This is a genomic window from Kitasatospora sp. NPDC038210, from assembly GCF_055600605.1.
On sequence record NZ_JBVJYK010000003.1, the window covers coordinates 80,973 to 101,874 of the forward strand.

20 protein-coding genes are annotated in these 20,902 nt (G+C 75.2%); 14 read left to right on the plus strand and 6 right to left on the minus strand.

Annotated elements, in window-relative coordinates; genetic code table 11:
- Positions 1 to 31: 31 nt before the first annotated feature.
- Positions 32 to 511, minus strand: coding sequence for a macro domain-containing protein (locus ACZ7KX_RS06805; protein ID WP_470325634.1), 480 nt, complete (start codon positions 509 to 511; stop codon positions 32 to 34).
- Positions 454 to 1,938, minus strand: coding sequence for an MFS transporter (locus ACZ7KX_RS06810; RefSeq protein ID WP_470325635.1), 1,485 nt, complete (start codon positions 1,936 to 1,938; stop codon positions 454 to 456). The genes ACZ7KX_RS06805 and ACZ7KX_RS06810 overlap by 58 nt, the downstream gene beginning before the upstream one ends.
- Before the next feature lie 115 nt (positions 1,939 to 2,053).
- Between ACZ7KX_RS06810 and ACZ7KX_RS06815 the strand changes: the two genes are divergently transcribed.
- Positions 2,054 to 3,034: a LysR family transcriptional regulator gene (locus ACZ7KX_RS06815; protein ID WP_470325636.1), complete on the plus strand. Its 981-nt coding sequence runs from the start codon at positions 2,054 to 2,056 to the stop codon at positions 3,032 to 3,034.
- A 172-nt stretch (positions 3,035 to 3,206) separates the two neighbouring features.
- On the opposite strand, the gene ACZ7KX_RS06820 is transcribed toward ACZ7KX_RS06815, so the two are convergent.
- Positions 3,207 to 3,821 carry a YceI family protein gene (locus ACZ7KX_RS06820; protein ID WP_470325637.1) on the minus strand — a complete coding sequence of 205 codons (615 nt, stop codon included), beginning with the start codon at positions 3,819 to 3,821 and terminating at the stop codon, positions 3,207 to 3,209.
- 194 nt (positions 3,822 to 4,015) lie between these two features.
- Here ACZ7KX_RS06820 and ACZ7KX_RS06825 point away from each other — a divergent pair, with 194 nt between their 5' ends.
- The 8 genes from ACZ7KX_RS06825 (at position 4,016) to ACZ7KX_RS06860 (ending at position 12,064) form a co-directional block, all read left to right on the plus strand.
- Positions 4,016 to 7,291: a DEAD/DEAH box helicase gene (locus tag ACZ7KX_RS06825; RefSeq protein WP_470325638.1), complete on the plus strand. Its 3,276-nt coding sequence runs from the start codon at positions 4,016 to 4,018 to the stop codon at positions 7,289 to 7,291.
- Complete coding sequence (locus tag ACZ7KX_RS06830; RefSeq protein WP_470325639.1) at positions 7,288 to 7,488, plus strand: hypothetical protein; 201 nt, start codon at positions 7,288 to 7,290, stop codon at positions 7,486 to 7,488. Before ACZ7KX_RS06825 ends, ACZ7KX_RS06830 begins: the two co-directional genes overlap by 4 nt.
- Before the next feature lie 33 nt (positions 7,489 to 7,521).
- Positions 7,522 to 8,460: an RNA polymerase sigma-70 factor gene (locus ACZ7KX_RS06835; protein WP_470325640.1), complete on the plus strand. Its 939-nt coding sequence runs from the start codon at positions 7,522 to 7,524 to the stop codon at positions 8,458 to 8,460.
- 34 nt (positions 8,461 to 8,494) lie between these two features.
- Positions 8,495 to 9,652 (plus strand): DNA polymerase III subunit beta family protein, encoded by a 1,158-nt coding sequence (locus ACZ7KX_RS06840; RefSeq protein WP_470325641.1) that lies wholly within the window; start codon positions 8,495 to 8,497, stop codon positions 9,650 to 9,652.
- Between the two features lie 120 nt (positions 9,653 to 9,772).
- Positions 9,773 to 10,576 carry an alpha/beta fold hydrolase gene (locus ACZ7KX_RS06845; RefSeq protein WP_470325642.1) on the plus strand — a complete coding sequence of 268 codons (804 nt, stop codon included), beginning with the start codon at positions 9,773 to 9,775 and terminating at the stop codon, positions 10,574 to 10,576.
- A gap of 78 nt (positions 10,577 to 10,654) precedes the next feature.
- Complete coding sequence (locus tag ACZ7KX_RS06850) at positions 10,655 to 11,062, plus strand: helix-turn-helix domain-containing protein (protein WP_470325643.1); 408 nt, start codon at positions 10,655 to 10,657, stop codon at positions 11,060 to 11,062.
- Between the two features lie 2 nt (positions 11,063 to 11,064).
- Positions 11,065 to 11,592 carry a hypothetical protein gene (locus tag ACZ7KX_RS06855; RefSeq protein ID WP_470325644.1) on the plus strand — a complete coding sequence of 176 codons (528 nt, stop codon included), beginning with the start codon at positions 11,065 to 11,067 and terminating at the stop codon, positions 11,590 to 11,592.
- 121 nt (positions 11,593 to 11,713) lie between these two features.
- Positions 11,714 to 12,064: a DUF2516 family protein gene (locus ACZ7KX_RS06860; RefSeq protein ID WP_350521690.1), complete on the plus strand. Its 351-nt coding sequence runs from the start codon at positions 11,714 to 11,716 to the stop codon at positions 12,062 to 12,064.
- 136 nt (positions 12,065 to 12,200) lie between these two features.
- On the opposite strand, the gene ACZ7KX_RS06865 is transcribed toward ACZ7KX_RS06860, so the two are convergent.
- A complete protein-coding gene (locus tag ACZ7KX_RS06865; RefSeq protein WP_470325645.1) occupies positions 12,201 to 13,706 on the minus strand; it encodes a PP2C family protein-serine/threonine phosphatase in 1,506 nt (501 codons plus the stop codon).
- A gap of 239 nt (positions 13,707 to 13,945) precedes the next feature.
- Here ACZ7KX_RS06865 and ACZ7KX_RS06870 point away from each other — a divergent pair, with 239 nt between their 5' ends.
- Positions 13,946 to 14,506, plus strand: a complete 561-nt coding sequence (locus ACZ7KX_RS06870) for an O-acetyl-ADP-ribose deacetylase (RefSeq protein ID WP_470325646.1) — start codon at positions 13,946 to 13,948, stop codon at positions 14,504 to 14,506.
- A gap of 218 nt (positions 14,507 to 14,724) precedes the next feature.
- Here the strand turns inward: ACZ7KX_RS06870 and ACZ7KX_RS06875 are convergent, their stop codons facing one another.
- Positions 14,725 to 15,558 carry a methyltransferase domain-containing protein gene (locus tag ACZ7KX_RS06875; protein ID WP_350521687.1) on the minus strand — a complete coding sequence of 278 codons (834 nt, stop codon included), beginning with the start codon at positions 15,556 to 15,558 and terminating at the stop codon, positions 14,725 to 14,727.
- A 237-nt stretch (positions 15,559 to 15,795) separates the two neighbouring features.
- Here ACZ7KX_RS06875 and mshA point away from each other — a divergent pair, with 237 nt between their 5' ends.
- Together mshA and ACZ7KX_RS06885 are read left to right on the plus strand one after the other, a co-directional pair.
- Positions 15,796 to 17,166, plus strand: a complete 1,371-nt coding sequence (mshA, locus tag ACZ7KX_RS06880) for a D-inositol-3-phosphate glycosyltransferase (protein WP_470325916.1) — start codon at positions 15,796 to 15,798, stop codon at positions 17,164 to 17,166.
- 39 nt (positions 17,167 to 17,205) lie between these two features.
- Complete coding sequence (locus ACZ7KX_RS06885; protein WP_470325647.1) at positions 17,206 to 17,754, plus strand: type III secretion system chaperone family protein; 549 nt, start codon at positions 17,206 to 17,208, stop codon at positions 17,752 to 17,754.
- A 21-nt stretch (positions 17,755 to 17,775) separates the two neighbouring features.
- Here ACZ7KX_RS06885 and ACZ7KX_RS06890 read toward each other — a convergent pair whose 3' ends face one another.
- The gene (locus ACZ7KX_RS06890) at positions 17,776 to 19,077 is read right to left on the minus strand and encodes an MDR family MFS transporter (RefSeq protein ID WP_470325648.1); all 1,302 of its coding nucleotides are present in this window, start codon (positions 19,075 to 19,077) and stop codon (positions 17,776 to 17,778) included.
- Between the two features lie 150 nt (positions 19,078 to 19,227).
- On the opposite strand from ACZ7KX_RS06890, the gene ACZ7KX_RS06895 reads away from it, so the two are divergent.
- On the plus strand, positions 19,228 to 19,986 hold the full coding sequence (locus ACZ7KX_RS06895) for a phosphoglyceromutase (RefSeq protein ID WP_350521684.1): 759 nt from the start codon (positions 19,228 to 19,230) through the stop codon (positions 19,984 to 19,986).
- A 266-nt stretch (positions 19,987 to 20,252) separates the two neighbouring features.
- Positions 20,253 to 20,843 carry a lytic polysaccharide monooxygenase auxiliary activity family 9 protein gene (locus ACZ7KX_RS06900; RefSeq protein ID WP_470325649.1) on the plus strand — a complete coding sequence of 197 codons (591 nt, stop codon included), beginning with the start codon at positions 20,253 to 20,255 and terminating at the stop codon, positions 20,841 to 20,843.
- The last annotated feature ends 59 nt before the right edge of the window (positions 20,844 to 20,902 follow it).

Below are 20,902 nucleotides of genomic sequence, written 5' to 3' on the forward strand. Positions count from 1 at the left end.
TCAGGGCCGGGAAGCGTCCCGAGCGGGGTGGTCAGTCGAAGTCGTAGACCGTCACGGGCACGCCGCGCGCCGTCAGCCGGGCCGTGACCAGCGGCTCGACCTTCGCCCAGCGCCCGCCCGCCAGTCCGCAGCCGATCCGCGGCATGTGGACGGAGGCGCCGAGCCCGAGCGCATGCTCGGCCAGGGCGGCCAGCCCGGTGTCGATCGCCTCGTACCGGACCGGCACCCCGGAGGAGCGCCCCGTCCGGATGCCGCGTTGGCCGACCAGGTTGGCCACCCAGACGTACGGCTCGACCTGCACCAACTGCAGGGCGCCGAGGCCGAAGTCGTTCTTCGCCCGCTCCCGGTGCCAGCGTCGGAACGCGGCCTCGGGCTCGGGCCAGCGTCTGGAGAGCGCGAGCACGAAGCCCTTGCCCCAGCCGCCGAGATCGTTGCAGACGTGCGCGATCACCTTCACGCCCTTGCCGAGCGGCGTGGTGGCATCGCCTCGGACGTAGGTGATTTCCGCCATGACTCGAAGTTAGACGGAGGCACTGACAACCCGCTCGGGATTTTCGCCGCGGCGTCAGCCGTGCGACCCGGAGCCGAGCCCTCCGGAGCGACGCCCTCCCGGGCCGGGCGTTCCGGAGCTGCGCCGTCCCGAGCTGCGCCGTCCGGAGCCGAGCCCTCCGGAGCCGCCGTCGACGGCCGGGGTTTCCGCAGGTGTCGCCGACCGGCGAGCGCGATCAGCAGCGCGAGCCCGGCGGCCGAGGCCGGCAGCGCGTAGCCGGTGCCGGGGGCGGCGTGCTCGGCGATCGTTCCGGCGAGCGCCGCGCCGGCCGAGATGCCGATCACGATGCCGGACACCGCCATCGCCATCCCCTCGTTGAACTGCCGCTGCGGCAGCAGCTCCTGGACCAGCGTCATCCCGGTCACCATGGTCGGCGCGGTGGCCGTGCCGGCCGCGAACAGCACCACCCCGAGCACGCCGAGCCCGGCCCCGCCCAGCCCGGCGGCGAGCGGCAGCAGCAGCACCCCGACCATCGCCGACGCCCCCGCCAGGAAGCGCGTGCCCGGCGCCCGGCGCGGCGTCAGCAACCCGAACAGCAGCCCCGCCACACAGGATCCGGCCGCGACCAGGCCCAGCAGCGCGCCGGCCGCCGCCTTGTGCCCCAGCGCGTCGGCGTACGCCACGGTGGTGATCTCGGTCGCGCCGAAGACCATGCCGGTCGCCAGGAAGGTCAGCACCAGGACGCGCAGCCCGGGCACCCGCAGCGGGGAGCCGTGCCGCTGCCCGGCCGGCGTCCGCCGCGCGGTCGTGGCGGGGGGCAGCGGCGGTTCGGTGCGCCGCTGGGCGGCGAACAGCAGGGCGCCGGCGGTGCCGAGCGTGCCGGCGGTGACCAGCCCGGCCTCCGGGGCGAGCGTGGTGCAGAGCAGCATCGCGAGCACCGGTCCGGCCATGAAGCAGAGTTCGTCCAGCGCCTGTTCGAAGGAGTTGGCCAGGTGTCGGGCGGCCGGGTCGTCCCGGTACAGGTGCGCCCACCGGGAGCGGGCCATGCCGCCGAGGTTGGGTGTGGCGGCGCAGGCCGCGGAGCAGAGGTACAGCGTCCAGTCCGGCGCACCGAACCGGACGCAGAGCAGCAGCCCGGTGAGCGGGACGGCGTTGTACAGCGCGGCCGGCACCGTCACCCGCGCCTGCCCGTACCGGTCCACGAGCCGGCCGATCAGCGGCATCCCGATCGCGCCGGTGACGAGTCCGGCCGCGGAGACCGTCCCGGCCAGCCCGTACGAGCCGCGCCGCTCGGAGAGCAGCACCACCAGCGAGACGCCGGTCATCGACAGTGCGACCCGGCCGAACAGCCCGGCCAGGGTGAAGGCGGCGGCGCCGGGGGCCGCGAACAGCCGCCGGTAGGAGGTGCGGGCGGGGCGGGGACCGGCGGGGACGGCGCGCGGGGGCAATCGGGCTCCTGAACAGGAAGAAGGGGGGATGCCCCACAGCCTCGCGGCAGCGGCGGGGCGCCGTCCAACACCTGTTCCGCCGCACTGACAACACGTTGTTGTTAATCTGCCGCCCATGCCCCGTGACCTGCACCCCCGCCTGCTCCGCGGCTTCGTCGCGACCGCCGAGGCCCTGCACTTCGGCCGGGCCGCCGAGCGGCTGCACATCGCCCAGCAGGCGCTCAGCCGGGACATCCGCGCCCTGGAGGGGCTGCTCGGCACCGCGCTGTTCACCCGCACCACCCGCAGCGTCGACCTCACCCCGGCCGGACAGCGACTGCTGCCCCGGGTCCGCCGGCTCCTCGCCCTGCACGACGAGATCCTCGCCGACGCCGGCGGAGGCACTGCGGCCCGGCCGCTGTTGCTCGACCTCAACAGCGACGTCACCGGCCCGGACCTCACCGCCGACCGGGTGCTCGAACGGGCCCGCGCCGCCTGGCCCGAGGGCGAGTTGCTGGCCCGCTTCCACGGCGGCCTGGCCGCGGCCGCCGCCGAACTGCTGGCCCACCGGCTGGACGCCTCGTTCGGCCGGTTCGCCGGGCTGCCCGCCCCGGTGCGCGGCCGACTCGTCCAACTGCCGGTCCGGTTGGAACGGATCTCGGTGATGATGGCGGACACCCATCCGCTGGCCGACCGCCCGGCACTGCGCCCGGCCGACCTGGTCGGGCACCCCGTCGACATCTGCGCCGGCAACCCGGCCACCACCGAGTGGGCCGACCTCGGCGCCCGGCTGCTGCGCGAACACGGCCTGACGGCGGCGGACCCGTACGTCCCGCCGGTCGGCGTGGACGAGACCGCCCGCTACCTCGCCCGGCACGGCGATCCGATGCTGACCACGGTCGGCGGGCCGAGGATCCCCGGCACGGTGAACGTGCCGCTGGTGGACCCGGTGCCGCTGAGTCTGGTCAGCCTGGTGCACCGGCCCGACGAGCACCACCCGGGGCTGCGCGCGCTGGCCGACGCGGCCGCCCGACTGGGCGCGGTCGAGGGCTGGCTGCGCCGCCCGCCGGGCAGCTGGCTGCCGGACGCGGACGCGGCGCTGCTCCCGGCCGGGTGACGCGGCTCGGCCTGTCGCGGGGAGCCGGCCCGTGCCGGGCCCGACCGGGACACGGGGGCCGGCGGGGGAGGGGGCAAGGGCCCCGACCGGGACAAGGGAACCGCCCCTGCCTCGGGGGGAGGGGCAGGGGCGGCGTACGGGGGCGGGCGGGGCCCGCCGGTGGGGGCCCGGGTCAGGCGGCCTTGACGGCGGAGATGTCGAAGTTGAGCTTGACCTTCTCGCCGATCAGCACGCCGCCGGTCTCCAGCGCCGCGTTGTAGGTCAGCCCGAACTCGGTGCGGTCGACGACGGCCTTGCCCTCGAAGCCGACCCGCTCGGCGCCGTAGGCGTCGGTGGCGCTGCCGGTGTACTCCAGGTCCAGGACGACCGGGCGGGTGGTGCCCTTGATGGTGAGCTCGCCGGTCATCCGGTAGGCGTGGTCGCCGAGCGGCTCGGCGGAGGTGCTGCGGAAGCGGATCTCCGGGTGGGCGTCGGCGGCGAAGAAGTCGCCGGTGCGCAGGTGCTCGTCGCGCTGGGTCTGGTTGGTGTCGATGCTGGCGACCTTGATCACCAGGTCGGCCGAGGAGTTGTGCGGCGTGCTGCCGTCCAGGTGCAGCTTGCCGTCGTACTCGGTGAAGCGGCCCTTGACGTTGGTCACCATGGCGTGGCGCACCGAGAAGCCGATCTCGCTGTGCGTGGTGTCGACCGCCCAGTCACCGGTGAGGTGGGCGAGGTCGGTGCCGGCCGGGGTCCGGACAGCGGCGGCGGTGGCGGGAACGGCGGTCTTGGTGCGGTTGAAAAGGCCCATGGCTCCTCCTCGGGTCCGAAGCCATTTGTTTAGGCTTCAACTTGTTGGCTCCAGCGTAGGACAGTTTCGTTCAACTTTCAACCATGAGTCTGGGGCGAGTCCCGGACTTCATCCGAACGGCCCAGGGGACCGGCTCTGTCAGCCCTCCCGACTAGGCTGCGAAGGACGGTCCCCACCCGCCCGGAAGGCCCCTGATGTTCGTCCTGCACGCGCTCTGGCGGACGGACGGGCAGCTGGCGCTCTGGGCCGAGGACGCCCGCGCCCGCCCCGGCACCGCCGCCCGCCCCGGCACCGCCGAGTCGCCGCCCGACCGGCCCCTCCCGCGCGCCCATCCGTACGCCTGCCCGCCCGGCGAACTGGCCGCGGTGCTCGGCGGCATCGGCCCCGGCCTCGGCTGGCTCGCCGGACAGGCCCCCGAGCGCTGGGCCACCCTGCTGCTGCCCACCGTCGGCTCGGCCCCCGCGCCCTCGCCCGACCTGCCCGTCACCCCGCCGCGCGGCGGCGCGGTGCTCGCCCCCTGGCGGGTGCCGGCCCTGCTCTTCGACGCCGGCGCCGCCGCCCAGCTGCTGGGCGAGGTCTTCGACCCGCACTGGGCCGTCACCGGCACCGACCTGCCCGGTGCCGGGCGCGTCGAGGTCGTCCACGGCCCCTCGCTGCGCTGGCTCACCGGGGTGCACGACCTCGCCTGGCGGGCGGTCGGCCGGGGCCGGGTGCTGCCGCTGCCCGTCCTGGCCGACGGCCGCCCGCAGGCCCGCTGGCGGCCCGACCCCACCCCGGCCGGGCGCCGCGAGGCCGCCGCGCTCGCCGCCGGTTGCCCGCCCGTCCTGCTGGGGGAGTGGCCGCACGGCGCCGGCACCGGAGAGGCACTGCTGGGTACCGCGCTGGGCGCGCTGGTGGACGCCGAGGCCCGCGCCGCCCTGGCATCCGCGCCGTCCCTCCTCCCCGGCAAGGGCGGGCCGGCCCCCCGGGAAGCCGTCGCCGAGCGCTGGCTGCACGCCCTCACCACCCCCGACGGCCTCCTCGGCGACGTTCCGGCCGAGGGCTTCGCCGAGCTGCGCCGCCGGGTCGCCGCCTGGTACGCCGCCGCCGAGCCCACCGACCCCGCGCTGCGGCTCTGCTTCCGCCTGGTCGAGCCGCTCGGCCCCGACCCCGACGACCCCGCGGGCAGCCCCTCCGACGACGCCTGGCGGCTGGACTTCCTGCTCCAGGCGGTGGACGAGCCGTCCCTGCTGGTCCGCGCCGCGGACCTGCACGAGGGCGGGGCCGCGCGCGCCGCCCTCGCCCGCAAGGCCGACGACCCGGCCGACGTCCTGGTCGCCGAACTCGCCCGCGCCGCCCACCGCTGGCCCGCCCTGGACGCCCTGCGCCACCGCTCCCGCCCGTCCGCGCTGCCGCTGGACCGGGCGGGCGCACTGGACTTCCTGCGCACCGGCGCGCCCGAACTCGCCGAGGGCGGCTTCGGCGTGCTGCTGCCCGCCTGGTGGCGCCGCCGCCCCCGGCTCGGGCTCGCCCTGCGCGCCACCACCCCACCCGCGCCCGGCTCGCTCGCGGTCTCCGCCCAGGTCGACCGGGACACCGTGATCGCCTTCCGCTGGCAGGCCGCGCTCGGCCCGGACGGCGCCCCGCTCACCGAGCAGGAGCTGGCCGAACTGGCCGCCGCCAAGCAGGGGCTGGTGCGGGTGCGCGGCACCTGGCTGGAGGCCGACCCGGCCCAGATCGCCGCCGCGCTCGCCTTCCTCGCCGACCGGCGCGACGGCGTGCCCGCCACCGCCGACGTCCTGCGGCTCGCCCTCGACCCGCAGGCCTCGGTCGCCGGGCTGCCGGTCGTGTCCGTGCAGCTCGACGGCCCGCTCGGGGACCTGCTCGCCGGGCGCGCCGACGCCGCGCCCGCACCGGTGCTGCCGTCGGACTTCCGGGCCGTGCTGCGCCCGTACCAGGAGCGCGGGCTGGCCTGGCTGCGGACGATGTCCGGGCTCGGCCTCGGTGCCGTCCTGGCCGACGACATGGGGCTCGGCAAGACCGTCCAGACCCTCGCCCTGCTGGCCGTCGAGCAGGCCGAGCAAGTCGAGCAGGCCGAGCGGGGCGAGCGGGCCGAGCAGTCCGGGGGCACCGCCGGTCCCACCCTGCTGGTCTGCCCGATGTCCCTGGTCGGCAACTGGCAGCGCGAGGCCGAGCGCTTCGCCCCCGCCCTGCGGCGGTACGTCCACCACGGCGCCGGCCGCCTGGGCGCCGGGCAACTCGCCGAAACCGTACGGTCCGCGGACCTCGTCATCACCACCTACGGGCTGGTCCAGCGCGACCTCGCCGCCCTGCGGGCGATCCGCTGGCGCCGGGTGGTCGCCGACGAGGCCCAGCACATCAAGAACACCGGCACGGCGCAGTCCCGGGCGATCCGCGCCCTGCCCGTCACCCGCCACCGGATCGCGCTCACCGGCACCCCGGTGGAGAACCGGCTCTCCGAACTGCACGCCGTCCTGGACTTCGCCAACCCCGGCCTGCTCGGCCCGGCCGAGCGCTTCAAGGAGCGCTACGCGATCCCGGTCGAGCTGCACCGCAGCCCGGAGCGCACCGCCGAACTCCGGCGCCGAACCGCGCCGTTCGTGCTGCGGCGGCTCAAGTCCGACCCGGCGGTGGCGGCCGAGCTGCCCGCGAAGCAGGAGATGACCGTCTGGTGCAACCTCACCGCCGAGCAGGCCGGCCTCTACCAGGCGGTGGTCGCCGACCTGCTGCGCCGGGTCGAGGGGATCCGGGGCGTGGAGCGGCGCGGCACGGTGCTGGCGGCGATCGGCAAGCTCAAGCAGGTCTGCAACCATCCGGCCCAACTGCTGCACGACGGATCGGCGTTGGGTGAGCGATCGGGCAAGGTGGCCCGGCTGGCCGAGCTCCTGGAGGAGGCGTCGGCTGAGGGGGACCGGACGCTGGTCTTCACCCAGTACGCCGAGTTCGGTGCGATGCTCCGCCCGTACCTGGAGCGCCGGCTCGGCGAGGAGGTGCTCTACCTGCACGGCGGTGTGCCCCGGGCGCGTCGCGAGGAGCTGGTCGAGCGCTTCCAATCCCCGGACGGGCCAAGGGTGTTCCTGCTCTCGCTGCGGGCCGGCGGCACCGGCCTCAACCTGACCGCCGCCAACCAGGTGATCCACCTGGACCGCTGGTGGAACCCGGCGGTCGAGGAGCAGGCCACCGACCGCGCCTTCCGGATCGGCCAGCGCCGGGACGTCCAGGTCCGCCGACTGGTCTGCGTCGGCACCGTCGAGGAGCGGATCGACGAACTCCTCACCGCCAAGCGCTCGTTGGCCGAGACGGTGGTGGGGGAGGGGGAGCACTGGCTCACCGACCTGCCGACCGACGCGCTGCGCGAACTGGTCGCCCTCGCCCGGGAGGACGCCGTGGCCGAGGACGACGCCCCGGCCCTGGGCGCCGCAGCCCGGGACAGCGCAGCCCTGGGTTCCGTGACGGAGGAGGACACGTGACCGAGCAGCCGGCCCCCGTGGTCAACGTCGCCGCCTACTGGCGCGGCGACTTCACCCTGAGCCCGGCCCCGCCCGAGGACGGCCCGGACCGGCCGGACGAGCCCTCGCCGCGACGGCTCGGCTGCTCCGGCATCACCGTCCACGGCCGGGACCTCGCCGTCCTGCTCGCCCCCGCGTACGAGGCGTTCCGGGACTGAGGGCCGCCACTACCGTGCGGTAACGTCCCGGGGGTGACCGACAGCAACGACACCCGGCCGTCCGGCGACCGGCCGGCCGACACCCGGCTGGCCGACTTCGAGCGGCACCGGCGGATGGTCTTCGGCATCGCCTACCGGATGCTCGGCAGCGTCGCCGACGCCGAGGACCTCGTCCAGGACACCTGGCTGCGCTGGAGCGGGGTCACCGGCGAGGTCGCCAGCCCCGGCGGCTTCCTGGCCCGTACGGTCACCAACCTCGCCCTCAACCGGCTGGACTCGGCCGTCGTCCGCCGCGAGTCCTACGTCGGCCCGTGGCTGCCCGAGCCGCTGGTCGCCGAGCCGGACGCGACCGACGGCGTCGAGCGGGCCGAGACCGTGTCGCTCGCCCTGCTGGTGGTGCTGGAGAGCCTGTCCCCGCTGGAGCGGGCGGTGTTCGTCCTCAAGGAGGCCTTCGGCTTCTCCTACCAGGAGATCGGCGAGGCCCTGGACCGCACCGAGACCGCCTGCCGGCAGGTCGGCAGCCGGGCCCGGGCGCACGTCCGCGCCCGCCGGCCCCGCTACGACGCCCCGCCCGAGCTGCGCCGGCGCGCCACCGACCGGTTCCTGGCGGCCTGCGTCGGCGGCGACCTCAACCGGATGCTGGAACTGCTCGCCCCGGACGTCACCACCTGGAGCGACGGCGGCGGCGTCATCCGCGCCGCGCTGCGCCCGGTGACCGGTGCCGAGAACGTGGCCCGCTTCACCCTCGGCGTGCTCCGCCAGCTGGGCGAGGACGCCGCCGTGCACCCGGTCCTGGTCAACGGCGAGCCCGGCCTGCTGGTCACCGTGAACGGCGCGGTCGACTCCGTCTCGGTGTTCGACTTCGTCGCGGGGACGGACGGCACGCTCCTGATCTCCGCGATCCGCGCCGTCCGCAACCCGCAGAAGCTGACCCACCTGGCCGTCCCCGGCGCCGGCGCCGAGCGGGCTTGACCCTCGACCAGGTCGAGCCCGCAGAGTCACCGGCATGGAGAGCGAGCTGCACAGCATCGGCGAGCTGGCCCGCGCCAGCGGCCTCGGCGTCGGCACCCTGCGCTACTACGACGGTGCCGAGGTGCTCGCGCCCGCCTGGGTCGACCCGCAGACCGGCTACCGCTGGTACCGGCCGGGCCAGCTCGCCGACGCCCGGCTGCTGGCCCGGCTGCGCCGGGTCGGCCTGCCGCTGGCCGGCATCCGCGCCGTGCTCGGCGCCGCACCCGGCAGCGGCGACGCCCGCCGGGTGCTCGACGGGCACCTGCGCCGGCTGGAGGACGGCCTCGCCGACGCCCGCCGCGAGCTCTCCCTGATCCGCGCGATGATCGACCAGAGGGAGCAGCCGATGACCACCGACCCCGCCGACCACCGCTCCGCCGCCCCGAGTTCCACCGTCACGAGTTCCACCGCCCGGGGCCACGCCGTCCCGCGCCTCACCGTCCCGGCCGGTGCGCTGGCCGCCGCCCTGGACGCGGTCCGCTTCGCGGTCGGCGGCGATCCCGAGCTGCCCTCCCTCGCCGGGGTGCTGTTCGAGCCGGACGGCCCGGTGCTGCGCCTGGTCGCCACCGACCGCTACCGGATGGCCTTCGCCGAGGTGCCCGCCTCCGGCGTCGTGCCCGAGGTGCCCGTGGCCGGCACGATCGTCCCCACCCCGCTGGTGGACGCGCTGCGCGCCCTGCTGGGCCCGGGGGACGCCGAGGTCGCGCTCACCCTCGGCGGTGGCCTGGTCCGCGCCGAGACGGGCGGGCACCGCATCGAGGGCGCCGCCCCGGACCTCGACTACCCCGACCACCGGGCCGTCACCAGGTTCGAACCGGAGCACCGGATCACCCTCCCCGCCGCTGACCTGCGCGCCGCCGTCGAGGCCGGGGCCACGCGGACCCTGCCCTCGGGCCCGCACGGTGCCGAGTGCGAGGTCACCGTCCTCGCCCTGACCGGCGACGGCCGGCTGGCCGTCGCCGACGACGACGCCCCCGAGGGGTTCCGGGTGGCCGTCAACCGTGACTTCCTCCTCGACGCACTGGACGCCGGGCGCCCCGAACAGCTCCGGCTCGAACTCGGTGGCCCCATCGCCCCGCTGGCGATCCGCACCCCAGGCCGGGAGGGCACCTTCTCCGTCCTGATGCCCATCCGGCTCCCCGAGCCCGCCTGACCGCACCGGTTAGGGCCTGCCTGCCTGTTCGTCTGCCCGCCCGCCTGCCTGCCTGCCCGCCCGGCCGACGGTGCCCGGCCGGACCGGCCCGGCCGCGCGGGGCTCTGAGAGGATCGCCGCATGAGCCAGCGCACCGGTCGCCCCGGGTCCGAGGTCCACGTCCCCGCCCCCGGCGGAGGCCGGTTGTGGGCGGCGCGCGACGGCTCCGGCAGCCCGGTGGTGCTGCTGCACGGCTCCGGCATGGATTCCCGGCTCTGGGACGCCGTCCTCCCGGAGCTCGTCCGTCACCACGACGTGATCCGCTACGACGCCCGCGGGCTGGGCCGCTCAGCCGAGCCGGAGCGGCCGTTCGACGACGTCGAGGACCTGCGTGCCGTCCTGGACCACTTCGGCCTGGCGAGCGCCGCGCTGGTCGGCCTCAGCATGGGCGGGGAGACGGCGCTGGACTTCGCCCTCGCCCATCCGGGCCGGGTGACCGCCCTGGCGCTGGTCGGCGCTTCGGTCAGCGGCCACGACTGGCCGCCGTCCCCGGGGACCACCGCCTACGCCGAGGCCCGCCGGCGGGGCGACGCGGCGGCCCTGGCCGAACTGGAGCTGTCCGTCTGGGCCGCCATGGGCCGGACGGCGCCCGGCGGCGAGCTGATCGCGGCGATGGTCGAGGAGAACGCGGCCCGCCGCATCGTCAGCGAGCGCCACCTGGCCGGCGCGCCCGAGCGGTCCGCGGAGTCCCGCCTCGGCGAGGTCGGCGCCCCCACCCTGGTCGTCCACGGGGACCGGGATCACCCCGAGATCGCGGCGATCGCCGAGCGGCTCGCCGCCGGCATCCCCGGCGCCCGGGGCCACCTCGTCCCGGCCGCCGACCACTACCTCCCGCTGCGCACCCCCGAACGGCTCACCGAGCTGCTGCTCGCCCACCTGTCCTGACCGGCCCGCCGGCCCGACACGTTTGCTCGCGCTAGCACCCTGCTTGCATTTGCAAGCAGGGTGCTGCACGCTGTCCGCATGGCCTCACTCAACGTCGGCTCGCTCGGCGAGTACATCCGGGAGCAGCGCCGCAACGCGCAGTACTCGCTGCGGCAGCTGGCGGAGGCCGCCGGCGTGTCCAACCCGTACCTCAGTCAGATCGAGCGCGGGCTGCGCAAACCGAGCGCGGAGATCCTGCAGCAGATCGCCAAGGCGCTGCGGATCTCGGCGGAGACGCTGTACGTCCAGGCCGGGATCCTGGAGGAGCGGCGGGGTGAGGGCCTGGAACTGCGGGCCTCGATCCTGGCCGATCCGCTGATCAACGAGCAGCAGAAGCAGGCGCTGCTCGCGGTCTACGACGCCTTCCTCAAGGAGAACGCCGCTCCGGTCCCCGGTGCGACGACCGACGGCTCAGCCACCCAGAACACCGACCGGGAGGACCGGTAACCATGCCGATCACCGACGAGATCAAGAAGACCCTCAGCGACCCGACCCCGCTGTACGCCCTGGCCGGCGCCGGGGACCTCGCGTACGAGAAGCTGCGCGAGGTGCCGGGCAAGGTCGAGGCGCTGGCGGCGGACCGCAAGGGCACCCAGGAGAAGGCCGGCGCCAGGCTCCAGGAGGCGCAGTCGCTGCTGATCGGGGCTCCGGCCAAGGTCGGCGAAGCCGTCAACGCCCTTCCCACCGACCTCAAGGCGCTGCAGGAGCGCGCCCAGGGCTTCGCCCTGCAGCAGGTGGGCCGCGCGGTCGAGCTGGCGGTGAAGGCCAAGGAGACGTACGACGAGCTGGCCGAGCGCGGCAAGGTCGTGGTGGAGAAGGCCCGCCCGGCCGCGCCGGCCGAGGCCGCCGGACCCGCCGCGCAGTCGGCGCAGGACGAGCCGGTCGTCGAGGCCGAACCGGTGGCGGACGGGGGCGCCGAGCCGGCGCCGAAGAAGTCCGCCCGGGCCCGCAAGTCCGCCGCCACCGACGCGGAGTGAGCACGGCCCTCCACGGAGGGCACATCCGGTGGCCACGGAACGTTGACACCCGTGCGGGTGGCCGCCGTGCCAGGATGGACGGCGGTCGTGACGCCGGAATCGAGAGACTGAGGAGATCGTGATGGTCGGAGTGCTCCAGATTCTGGCCTTTTCCTACCTGAACCCGATCTGGTGGGCCACGATCGCCATCCTGGCCTACAAGTTGTTCGCCCTGGTCGACGCGGCCACCCGCCGGGAGGACGCGTACCGGGCGGCGGACAAGAAGACCAAGGGGTTCTGGGTCGCGATCCTCGCGATCTCCTTCGGCTGGGACTTCCTGTTCGGGGTGAACTTCTTCACCGGCATCGGCACGCTGGCCGGTCTGGTCGCCTCGATCGTCTACGTGGTGGACGTCCGCCCCGCGATCCGGGCACTGACCGGAGGCGGTGGCCGGGGCGGCCGGAGCAACACCGGCCCGTACGGCCCCTGGTAGGCCGGAAAGTGACAACGCAGCGGCCCGGGCGGGGAGTTCACCCGCCCGGGCCGCTGCGTGTCCGGCACCCCGTCGGTCCGCCGGTCCATGGGTCCGCTGGTCAGTCGGTCTGCCGGTCTGCCGACATGCCGGGCCGTCAGCCGAGGATCAGCTGCACCGGGTTGCGCTCCAGCAGCAGCACCGCGACGTCGTCGGTCAGTGCGCCGCCGTTCAGCTCCTCGACCTCGGCGATGGCGCTGTCGACCAGCCGCCCCCTGGTCAGCCCGGCGGCCTGGTGGTCGCCGACCAGCCCGGCGAGCCCGTCCTGTCCCAGGCGGCGGGAGCCGGCCCCGACCCGGCCCTCGATCAGGCCGTCGGTGTAGAGCAACAGCCGCCAGCCGGGCCGGAGTTCGACCTCGTGGGCGGGCCAGGCGGCCTGCCCGTCGTGGCACGGCAGCAGGCCGAGCGCGGGCCCGGCGAGGTCGGCGGGCAGGGTGACCGGCTCGTGGTCGCGGCCGAGGAGCAGCGGGGCCGGATGTCCGGCGAGGTAGAGCCGGGCCGTCTCGCCGGTGCCGAGCGAGTCGAGCTCGCTGTCGGAGCCGCCCGGTGCGATGACGAGCATGCAGAGCGTCGCGAAGATCTCGTCGCTGCGCCGCTCGTGCTCCAGCACGTGCTGGAGGGTGGTGAGCAGGGTCTCGCCGGTGAGGCCGGCGAAGACCAGGGTGCGCCACGCTATCCGGAGGGCGACGCCGAGCGCGGCCTCGTCCGGGCCGTGCCCGCAGACGTCGCCGATCACGACGTGGACGGTGCCGTCGTCGGTGCGCACGGCGTCGTAGAAGTCGCCGCCGAGCAGGGCGCGGCGGCGGCCGGGGCGGTAGCGCCGGGTGAAGGAGAGGCCGGCGCCGTCCAGCAGCGGGGTGGGCAGCAGGTGGCGCTGGAGGCGGGCGTTCTCCTGGCCGCGCAGCTCGGCCTCGACGAGGCGTCGCTGCGACTCGTCCGCGCGCTTGCGCTCGACGGCGTAGCGCAGGGCGCGGGCCAGCAGCGGGCCGTCCGTCTCGTGCTTGATCAGGAAGTCCTGGGCGCCGGCGGCGACGGCGGCCGCGCCGAGTTCGGCCCCGGCCGCGTCGGTGAGCACCACGACGGGGATGTGCGGGGCCCGGCGGAGCAGTTCGTGCAGGCCCTCCAGTCCGTCGGAGGAGTCGGACGGGTGCGGCAGGTCGGCCGGTGCGGCGAGGTCGAGCAGCACGCAGCCGAACTCGGGGCCGCGGGAGCGGCCGCGTCGGTTCGCGAGCGCGGGCCGGGCCAGCTGGGCGATGGCCTGGTCGAGCCCGCGGGCCCAGTGGATCTCGATCGAGGTGCCGCTGTCGGCCGCCGCCGCCTTGATCAGTTGGGCGTCCGAGGCGTCGTCCTCGATGACCAGCAGCCGCAGCGGCGCGGCGCCGTCGGCGGGGCCCTCCGGGCCCGGTGCGGGGGCCGCCTCGGCGATGTGGGAGGGGTGGGCGGCGTGCGCGGCCCGGAGCGCCTGCGAGCGGGGGTGAGGTATCGGGGGAGCCGTCACCGGGCCGGTCGTGGCCGGGCGTTTGCGGGCATGGCCGACGGGGGCGCCGTGGGCGCCCGGCAGGTCCGCGGCACCAGGTGCCCGCCCGTCTCCCGTTGCGGGCATCGGTGGTTCCTCCCTTTCCCCGACTGCGTAACGGTCGACGTCCGTCCGCAGTGCCCGGCTGGCACCGTGCGTCGGGGAACTTCTCGCGACCATAACGTGATCTCCGGGGATTTCTTCGGCCGACCGGCGCCGTTGTGGTTATTGCCACGCCGGTGGCGGTGTGGTGATCGGACTCGGACGACGGCTCGGATGCCCGGTGCGGCGGCTGCCGCGCGGGGCGGAGAAGGGGGCAGACGGTGGTGACACGGATCACCCTGGTCGAGGGTGACATCACGGAACAGCAGGTGGACGCGGTGGTGAACGCCGCGAACTCGTCCCTCCTGGGAGGTGGCGGGGTGGACGGTGCGGTCCACCGCCGGGGCGGGCCGCAGATCCTGGAGGAGTGCCGCCGGCTGCGCGCCTCGCACTGGGGCAAGGGGCTGCCCACCGGGCGCGCGGTGGCGACGACGGCCGGACGGCTGCCCGCCCGGTGGGTGGTGCACACCGTCGGGCCGGTGTACCGGGCGGAGGACTACGAGGAGCGGGCGGAGCTGCTGGCCTCCTGCTATCGCGAGTCGCTGCGCGTCGCGGCGGAACTGGGCGCGCGCACGGTGGCCTTCCCGGCCGTGTCGGCCGGGATATTCGGCTGGCCGCCGGCGGACGCGGCCCGGATCGCGCTGGGCACCGTCGCGGAGGTACTGGACAGCGGTGACGCGGAGGCGGGCGCGCAGCCGGTGGAGGTGCGGTTCGTGCTGTTCGGGTCGGACATGTACGAGGTGTTCGAGCGGGCCCGGCGGGAGCTGCTCGGGCGGGACGACTGACGGCTGACGGCGGGGCGTGGTGCGCACCGGGCGGCGTGTGGTGTCGCCGCTCGGTCGGGTCCATCGTGGCGTGACGAGGCGTCAACACGCCAGAGATATTCGATAACTCGTTCGAGTGAATGTATCGGGTCGCTCACCAGCTCCCGCCGGCACCGCGGCCCCACACCCACACCCACACCCACACCCACCACCGCGACCGCCACGGGCAGCCGCGGTGCCTACGGGGCGAGCGCCGACCAGGGCACCGTGACCTCGCCCTGCCGCCACCGCCCGCGCGCGTCCACGAGCGGCCAGCTGCCCGCGAGCGCCGTGCAGGCCGCCACCCAGCGCTGCCGGGCCCCGAACGCCCCGTACGGTGCGGCCGCCGCCCAGGCCCGGTCGAAGTCGGCCAGGAAGGCGTGCACCGGCCGGCCCGGCACGTTGTGGTGGATCAGCGCCTTCGGCAGCCGCTCGGCGAGGTCGGAGGGCTGCCCGAGGCCGCCGAGCCGGGCCGCGAAGGTCACCGTCCGGGGCCCCTCGGGGCCGAGCGCGACCCAGACGTGCCGCCGCCCGATCTCGTCGCAGGTGCCCTCGACCAGCAGGCCGTCCGGGGCGAGCCGCGCGCACAGCCGCTCCCAGACCCCGGCCACCGCCGCCTCGTCGTACTGCCGCAGCACGTTGGCCGCCCGGATCAGCCGGGCCGGCGCGCCGCCGTCCAGCGGCACCTCGAAGCCGCCGCGCCGGAAGGTGAGCAGCGGCGGCTCGGCGTACGGCAGCGCGGCCGCCACCCGCTCCGGCTCGATCTCGATCCCGACCACCCGGACGTCCGGCCGCACCGCGCGCAGGCGGGCGGCCAGCTCGACGGCCGTCCACGGCGCGGCGCCGTAGCCGAGGTCCACCGCCACCGGCGGGAGCGCGGCGGCGCGCAGCGTGCGGCCCAGGGTGTGGGCGATCCAGCGGTCCATCCGGCGCAGCCGGTTGGTGTTGGTGGTGCCCCGGGTGACGGTCCCCACCGGGCGCCCGGTCCGCCCACGGGAGGGCGCGGCGGTCGCGGGGTCGAAGGAGGCAGCCATGCCCAGAAGGGTAGTCGGGGCCCGGTGGCACCGTGCTGACCTGGGGCGATGCCGCTCCGTTCGGCCGGTCGGACGGTCCGGTGATGCTCGTGGGCCGAAGCGGGAATGCCGGGCGCCGCCCGCGTGGTTGGCACACTGGTGGTGATGTGTGCCCGGACGGGGCAGCGCACACCGGACAACGGGCGGCCCGGCGCGGACCGCCTAGACGGGCCGCACAGAGGAGGCTTCAGCCAGGTGATCCAGCACCCCGTCCGTTCGGTACGCCGTGCCCAGTCCGCCGCGCCCGCGCGCGGCCGGCTCCAGTCGCTCGTCCCGGGCCGCCGCAGGCCGCGCCGGATAGCCATGCTCAGCGTCCACACCTCGCCGCTGCACCAGCCCGGCACCGGGGACGCCGGCGGGATGAACGTCTACATCGTCGAGCTGGCCAAACGCCTGGCCGACCTCAACATCGAGGTCGAGGTGTTCACCCGGGCGATCTGCTCGGACGACGCCCCGACGGTCGAGCTGGCGCCGGGCGTGCTGGTCCGCCACGTCACCGCCGGGCCGTACGAGGGTCTGGTCAAGGAGGACCTGCCGGCCCAGCTCTGCGCCTTCACCCACGGGGTGCTGCGCACGGAGGCGGGCCACCGCCCCGGCCACTACGACCTGGTGCACTCGCACTACTGGCTCTCCGGCCAGGTCGGCTGGCTGGCCGCGCAGCGCTGGGGCGTCCCGCTGGTGCACACGATGCACACCATGGCGAAGGTCAAGAACGCCGCGCTGGCCGAGGGCGACACGCCCGAGCCCGTGGCCCGGGTGATCGGCGAGACCCAGGTGGTGGAGGCGGCCGACCGGCTGATCGCCAACACCACCGAGGAGGCCGCCGAGCTGGCGCTGCACTACGCCGCCCGGCCGGACCAGCTGGCCGTCGTCCACCCCGGGGTCAACCTGGACGTCTTCCGCCCCGCCGGCGCCGCGGCGCCGGCTGCCGCCCGGGCCCGACTGGGCCTGCCGCAGGACGCAGCCGTGCTGCTCTTCGCCGGCCGGATCCAGCCCCTCAAGGCCCCGGACGTGCTGCTGCGGGCGGTCGCCGCGCTGCTGGCCCGCCGCCCCGAACTGCGCGAGCGCCTGGTGGTGCCGGTCGTCGGCGGGCCGTCCGGCACGGGGCTCGCCCGGCCGGAGAGCCTGCACAAGCTCGCCGCCCAGCTCGGCATCTCCGACGTGGTGCGCTTCCACCCGCCGGTCGGCCAGGAGCGGCTCGCCGAGTGGTACCGCGCGGCGACGGCCCTGGTGATGCCCTCGTACAGCGAGTCCTTCGGCCTGGTGGCGCTGGAGGCCCAGGCCTGCGGCACCCCGGTGGTGGCGGCCGCGGTCGGCGGCCTGCCGGTCGCCGTGCGGGAGGGCGAGACCGGCAGCCTGGTGCGCGGCCACGACCCGCTGGAGTGGTCGCACGCGCTGGAGCCGTACGTCACCGATCCGGCGCTGGTGGCCCGGCGGGGTGCGGCGGCGGCCCGGCACGCGGCGGGCTTCGGCTGGGACACCGCCGCCGCGACCACCGCCGAGGTGTACGCCGGCAGCCTGGCCCGCCCGGCCGGTCGGCTGGCCGCCGCCCGGCGCCGGCTCACCTGAGGCTGCGCCCGCCCGGTACCGGCGAGTAACGTCACCTTCATGGCAATCCGCACCAAGGACGAGGCCCTGACCCTCCTGCGCACCGCCCTGGACGACGCCGGGGTGGCCTGGGAGCCGGCCGCCACCGACCCGTACACGCTGGTGGCGACCCTCCCGGGCACCTGGAAGCTGAGCACCACCTGCGCCCTGCGGGTCGGTGACCACACCCTGTCGGTGAACGCCTTCGTGGTCCGCCGCCCGGACGAGAACCACGAGGCCGTCTACCGCTGGCTCCTGGAGCGCAACACCAGGCTGTACGGCGTGGCCTACGCGGTCGACGCGCTCGGCGACGTCTACCTGGCGGGCCGGCTGCCGCTGGAGGCGCTCACCCCGGTGGTGGTGGACCGGCTGCTGGGAACGGTGCTGGAGAACGCCGACGAGCCCTTCAACACCCTGCTGGAGCTGGGCTTCGCCTCGGCGATCCGGCGCGAGTGGGAGTGGCGCACCAAGCGCGGGGAGTCCACCCGCAACCTGGCCGCCTTCGCCCACCTCGCCGCCCCGAACGACGCTCGGGACGGCGCTCCGGGCTCCGCCCCGGCCGCCGGCTGACGGCGGGTCGGCCGCGGACGCTCAGGCGCCCGCCGGTGCCTTCGCGGGCTCCGCCGCGGGCGCCGGCAGCTCGGTCACGCCGCTGGCGGCCCCTGCGGCCGTCCGGTTGCGGCGGCCCAGCACCACGTGCCCGAGCGCTGCGACCGTGCCGCAGACCCCGCACGCACCCCACAGCACCCCGGCGCCGGCGTGCTCAAGCACCACGCCGCCGACCCCGGGGCCGAGGAACGAGGCGAGCGACCAGGAGAGCGAGTAGACGCCCTGGTAGCGCCCGCGCGCGTGGGTCGGCGCCAGCTCGGCGACCAGGCCCATCATGGTCGGCGCGTTCAGGACCTCGCCGACCGTCCAGACCGCCACCGACAGCGCGAACAGCCACGCGGAGGACCCGGCCAGCGCCGCCAGCCCGAAGCCCCAGCCGGCCAGCAGACAGCTGGCGATCAGCAGTCCGGTCCGCGAGCGGCCCTCCATCCACCGCGTCAGCGGGATCTGCAGGACCACGATCAGCACCCCGTTCAGGCCGATGACCAGCCCGTACTGGGTGGAGGTGAGGCCCGCGGCGCCCATGTCGACGGGCAGGGTGGTGCTGCTCTGCTGGAAGACCAGGGCGAGCAGCAGGTTGAGTCCGACCACCGTCATGAACGGGCCGTCCCGGAACACCGTGCCGAGGCCGACCGCCGGTCCGTCGGCCCCCTTCGCCGTCGTGGGCGGCTGGGCGGGCCGGGTCTCCGGGATCCGGATGAAGATCACCACCGCGCAGACCAGCGTGGAGAGCGCGTCCAGCAGGAAGAGCGTGAGGTACCCCTGGGTGGCGATCAGACCGGCCACCGCGGCCGAGAGGCCGAAGCCGATGTTGATCGCCCAGTAGTTCAGCGCGTACGCGCGGACCCGGTCCTCGGCGGGGACGAGGTCGGCGATGATCGCCGAGGTGGCCGGCCGGGTGGCGTTGTTGCACAGGCCCACCAGGAAGGCCACCGCGGCGATCGCCACCTGGCCGTCCACGAAGCCGAGCACGGCGGTGGACAGTGCGGTGCCGAGCTGGGCGGCGACGAGCGTCGGCCGGCGTCCGATCCGGTCGGCCAGCACGCCCGCGCCGACCGCCGCGATCGCCGCGCCGAGGCCGAACAGCGAGGCCACCAGGCCCGCGTAGGAAGCCGAGTAGCCCCGGTCGGCGGTCAGGTAGAGGGCCAGGAACGTGATCACGAAGGCGCCGAGCTTGTTCACCAGCGTGCTCACCCAGAGCCACCAGAACTGCCGGGGCAGTCCGCCCACCGTCTCCTGCACCAGTCTTCGGATCCGAGGGTTGGCGGCCAGGGTGACGAGCATGTGGGGGCTCCCGAGGGCAGGCGTCCGCTGAGCGGCGCGGGCAGGCCCGGTCAGCCGACGCATGTAAGTGGCAGATGCGCGGAGCACACGTTACACAGCTCGGTAAGGTCCCCACCAGGGGTTTTCGGGCCCTCCACTAAGCTGGGGCCCATGGCTGACACGACGTACCGACTCATCCTGCTCCGTCACGGCGAGAGCCAGTGGAACCAGAAGAACCTGTTCACCGGTTGGGTCGACGTCGACCTCAACGAGAAGGGTGAGAAGGAGGCCGCCCGTGGTGGCGAGCTCCTGGCCGCCGAGGGTCTGCTCCCCGACGTGCTGCACACCTCGCTGCTGCGCCGCGCCATCCGCACCTCGCAGATCGCCCTGGACAAGGCCGACCGCCACTGGATCCCGGTCAGCCGCAGCTGGCGCCTGAACGAGCGGCACTACGGTGCGCTGCAGGGCAAGGACAAGGCCCAGACCCTGGCCGAGTTCGGCGAGGAGCAGTTCCAGCTGTGGCGACGCTCCTACGACACCCCGCCGCCGGTGCTGGCCGACGACTCCGAGTACTCGCAGGCCGGTGACGCCCGCTACGCCGACATCCCGAGCGAGCTGCGTCCGCGCACCGAGTGCCTGAAGGACGTCGTCGAGCGGATGCTGCCGTACTGGTACGACGCCATCGTCCCGGACCTCGCCTCCGGCAAGACCGTCCTGGTCACCGCCCACGGCAACAGCCTGCGCGCGCTGGTCAAGCACCTCGACGGCGTCTCCGACGAGGCCATCGCCGGCCTGAACATCCCGACCGGCATCCCGCTGGTCTACGAGCTGGACGCCGACTTCAAGCCCGTCACCAAGGGCGGCCGCTACCTCGACCCGGACGCCGCCGCGGCGGCCATCGAGGCGGTCAAGAACCAGGGCAAGAAGTAAGCCCGAGCAGCGCGCCCGAGAGGGCGAGCAGGCCCCGCCACCCGGTTCGCCGGGGCGGGGCCTTTTGCGTTCAACGGGCTTTCCCAGCAGGCGAGTTGGACGGATCCGAAAGTGGTTCAGACCATTGACGGGTGGTGGTGGCGGCTCCTACCGTGAGGGCACCGGGCCGGCGCGGGCATGCCATGGACCTCCCCGTCCGGGCCCGCACCCCCACGTGCGCGTCCGCGCCCCGGCGCACTCTCCATCCACCCCCACGGAGGAGCACCATGCGCACACGTCACATCGTCGGGGCGGCGGTCGCCGCACTGGCGATCCCGCTCACCTTCGCCCTCCCCGCGTCCTCGCACGGGTACATCTCGACCCCGCCCAGCCGGGCCGCGCTCTGCGCCGCGGACGCGGTCGCCTGGGACTGCGGTGAGATCCAGTGGGAGCCGCAGAGCGTCGAGGGGCCGAAGGGCTTCCCGTCGGCCGGTCCGTCCGACGGCACCATCTGCGCCGGCGGCAACGCGCGCTTCGCCGAGCTGGACGACCCGCACGGCGGCGCCTGGCCGACCACACCGGTGACGGCGGGCCGACAGCTCACCTTCACCTGGCGGTTCACCGCCCGGCACGCCACCACGAACTTCAAGTACTACCTGACCAAGCCGGGCTACGACGCGAGCCGGCCGGTCACCAGGGCGAGCCTGGAGCTGACGCCCTTCCTGACCGTCCCGTACGGCGGGAAGCAGGTGCCGAGCACGCTCAGCCACACCGCGACCGTCCCGGGCGGGCGCACCGGCCACCAGGTGATCGTCGCGGTCTGGGAGATCGCCGACACCGGGAACGCCTTCTACTCCTGCACCGACGTCACGTTCTGACGCCTGACGCCTGACGCGGGTCCGGTGCGGACCGGGCGCTGGCCACCGGGTGCACGGCC

What these genes read in the sequence shown, in the direction of transcription:
- ACZ7KX_RS06885 (WP_470325647.1), top strand. Translation starts at nt 17,206, where the DNA reads ATGGCAATCCGCACCAAGGACGAGGCCCTGACCCTCCTGCGCACCGCC.
- ACZ7KX_RS06845 (WP_470325642.1), top strand. Translation starts at nt 9,773, where the DNA reads ATGAGCCAGCGCACCGGTCGCCCCGGGTCCGAGGTCCACGTCCCCGCC.
- ACZ7KX_RS06825 (WP_470325638.1), top strand. Translation starts at nt 4,016, where the DNA reads ATGTTCGTCCTGCACGCGCTCTGGCGGACGGACGGGCAGCTGGCGCTC.
- ACZ7KX_RS06895 (WP_350521684.1), top strand. Translation starts at nt 19,228, where the DNA reads ATGGCTGACACGACGTACCGACTCATCCTGCTCCGTCACGGCGAGAGC.
- ACZ7KX_RS06820 (WP_470325637.1), bottom strand. Translation starts at nt 3,821, where the DNA reads ATGGGCCTTTTCAACCGCACCAAGACCGCCGTTCCCGCCACCGCCGCC.
- ACZ7KX_RS06855 (WP_470325644.1), top strand. Translation starts at nt 11,065, where the DNA reads ATGCCGATCACCGACGAGATCAAGAAGACCCTCAGCGACCCGACCCCG.
- ACZ7KX_RS06890 (WP_470325648.1), bottom strand. Translation starts at nt 19,077, where the DNA reads ATGCTCGTCACCCTGGCCGCCAACCCTCGGATCCGAAGACTGGTGCAG.
- ACZ7KX_RS06850 (WP_470325643.1), top strand. Translation starts at nt 10,655, where the DNA reads ATGGCCTCACTCAACGTCGGCTCGCTCGGCGAGTACATCCGGGAGCAG.
- ACZ7KX_RS06840 (WP_470325641.1), top strand. Translation starts at nt 8,495, where the DNA reads ATGGAGAGCGAGCTGCACAGCATCGGCGAGCTGGCCCGCGCCAGCGGC.
- ACZ7KX_RS06865 (WP_470325645.1), bottom strand. Translation starts at nt 13,706, where the DNA reads ATGCCCGCAACGGGAGACGGGCGGGCACCTGGTGCCGCGGACCTGCCG.
- ACZ7KX_RS06815 (WP_470325636.1), top strand. Translation starts at nt 2,054, where the DNA reads ATGCCCCGTGACCTGCACCCCCGCCTGCTCCGCGGCTTCGTCGCGACC.
- ACZ7KX_RS06805 (WP_470325634.1), bottom strand. Translation starts at nt 511, where the DNA reads ATGGCGGAAATCACCTACGTCCGAGGCGATGCCACCACGCCGCTCGGC.
- ACZ7KX_RS06875 (WP_350521687.1), bottom strand. Translation starts at nt 15,558, where the DNA reads ATGGCTGCCTCCTTCGACCCCGCGACCGCCGCGCCCTCCCGTGGGCGG.
- ACZ7KX_RS06900 (WP_470325649.1), top strand. Translation starts at nt 20,253, where the DNA reads ATGCGCACACGTCACATCGTCGGGGCGGCGGTCGCCGCACTGGCGATC.
- ACZ7KX_RS06860 (WP_350521690.1), top strand. Translation starts at nt 11,714, where the DNA reads ATGGTCGGAGTGCTCCAGATTCTGGCCTTTTCCTACCTGAACCCGATC.